The sequence below is a fragment of the Maribacter aquimarinus genome (assembly GCF_047345505.1).
Taxonomy (GTDB): Bacteria; Bacteroidota; Bacteroidia; order Flavobacteriales; family Flavobacteriaceae; genus Maribacter.
Map to the genome: position 1 here is coordinate 1 of NZ_JBLFEO010000057.1, position 2345 is coordinate 2345.

At 33.9% G+C, this 2345-nt stretch carries 2 protein-coding genes; both read left to right on the forward strand.

Annotated features, from left to right (window positions below; all coding sequences use genetic code 11):
• The first annotated feature begins 252 nt into the window (after positions 1-252).
• Positions 253-654, forward strand: coding sequence for a CPBP family intramembrane glutamic endopeptidase (locus tag ACKWCC_RS19115; RefSeq protein WP_413997572.1), 402 nt, complete (start codon positions 253-255; stop codon positions 652-654).
• 306 nt (positions 655-960) lie between these two features.
• Complete coding sequence (locus ACKWCC_RS19120; RefSeq protein WP_413997573.1) at positions 961-1563, forward strand: CPBP family intramembrane glutamic endopeptidase; 603 nt, start codon at positions 961-963, stop codon at positions 1561-1563.
• Positions 1564-2345 lie beyond the last annotated feature (782 nt).

Sequence of the window (2345 nt, forward strand, 5' to 3'; positions counted from 1 at the left end):
TTCGCATTGAAATATGGATATCTCAAAAAAGAGATACCCACATTTCAACACGACATGAACATCAACAACAATGATTGGAAATCCCTAGTTTTGAATACTACGAAGACAGGGTAGCTTTCATTACTACCATCTATTTTTTTTGGATTCACTTTAAAAGTTGGATTAAACCCAATATTTAATTTTGATAGTATTTTAGGTTATTTTGAAATAGGCAACTCCCTTATTTTTTTGCAACCTAGACTACATGAGATATTGATAGTAGTTTTTTTAGGTCCAATTGCTGAGGAAATTATTTATCGCTTAATCGTTTTCAAAAAAATAATGAGCTTTAGTTCTAGTCCTTGGTTTTCAATAATCTTTTCTTCTGTCCTGTTTGCGTCTATACACATTACTACCTCTTTAAACCTTGTTCTCTTTACTTTTGTAATGGCGATTTTTTTGTCTTATGCATTTTGGAAAACCAGAAATTTATGGGTACCTATAATTTGTCATATTTCCATGAACGCTGTAGCGATATTTTATGAGATGTTTTTTCAACAGCACTACATTTCTATTTTACAGAAATTAGATTTCGGGTTTTATTATTGGATGATATGTTTAATATGTTTAAGTATAGCAATTATAATTCTCAAATCAATCATTTCTAAAACTTGATGACTTTAAAGAATCGACATAAACACCACAGTCGCGATTACGGCTAGAGTATGTTTGATGGAAAACAACTGATGTTGTGTAGATACCATTTTAACCACGGAATTTCACCAGGATTTGAAGAGAAGAAAAATATATCCTTTTACTTTTTGGCAATGTCTTTTAATGACATTTGGAGTCTTTCTTATAATTCAAAGTTTGCTGACCATATCAGCCCTTTTCTTTGATACGTCATTGTCAAGATTATGCTTTTTCTTTCTTGGCTGCCTGTTGTCTTTGATATTGCTACATTGGATTTCGCAAAAAAGTTTGTTCAATTACAAGTTTTCGATCAAAAGAAAAGCTTTGTACGTTAAGGCGAGTCTTGTTGTTCTATTTTTAAATTTAGCAATTTGTGCTCCCGTTTATCAAATAATTCTAGGTTGTTTTCATCAGCCTATGCTAAAAATCAATGGCCCATTCAACGGTGTGTATGATGCCATTATCGTTTTGATGATTTCACCATTTTTTGAAGAAACCATTTTTAAGGGCATCTTTTTGGACGGCCTATTAAAAAAACAAAGCCCGGTGATTTCAATTTTCTTTACCGCTTTGCTATTTTCTGTAATGCATGCCAATCCATATTTGCTAACGACCATATTCTTTTCTGCAATTTTTACTGGTTGGCTTTATTATCGCACCCGTAATCTGGCCTTGGTCATATGGATTCATTTTTTGCATAACTTAATTGGCAGTATCGAGGGTTATGCCCTACAGGATGTTAGGTCTGGATTTACTACGGGTCTTGACCGAGCGTATGGGCCCAATTCGTTATTGTTGATCCTCATTTTTGTGATTTTCTTTTTGATTTCATTTTATGTACTTTACAAAGGTTTGGATAGGGACATTCAGGATTACCCCTTATTTCGGTGAAATTTAGTATCAGTGCCGTTTTACCGTGGACCTCGGTCGGTATTTTCTGCATTTTCGCTTTCCTGCGGACAGATGGGAAATGGGAGATCCCGAAAACCAGGGTGCAGGTGGCTGTGCGGGGGATGCCAACGGCTTTGGTGGTACCTTTGATGCAGATGAGGTGGTGGTTACAGCAGATTTCCCTGCCTGTTATGCATGTTCAGACAGAGACTCTCCGCGACCTGTCTGGCAAAAAGGATGGGGCACATTAATTCGTGATACATTTTTTCATAGAACTGGATGTCCTGATTCTCTTTAATTTTTTTATATCTTTCATAATACCATATTACCCTATGTTAGAGAAATTAAGCACTTTGTAATATGGTATTTAAATTATTAATCCTTCATTATTGAAAACAAAATATAAAGTAGTTCTATTTTTTCTCTTCTTCTTAGTAATCCTGCAGCTGATTCACATACTTGTTCTTTTATTATTGAGATACTTTAACATATTACCTTACGAAAAGGAAGGTATAGTATTATTGTATAGTTTTCAGTTTGTCTTATTAATTGGTCTTTGGTATTTAACAAAACATTTTAATAAAAAAATCCAGTTTAGTTTTATAATTCCAAAACTAAAAGTGATTTTGCTAAGTGCTTTTTTATTAATAACCACATTTATATTGGTTCTATGTTAAATACAGTGGGTAATCGAATTTCAGTTTACCCGCTATGAAATAGATCATGTTTATAAAATTCTCCGTGTTCCGGTAGCCCCTTGCCCTTTTCTTGGCAAGCTGTAT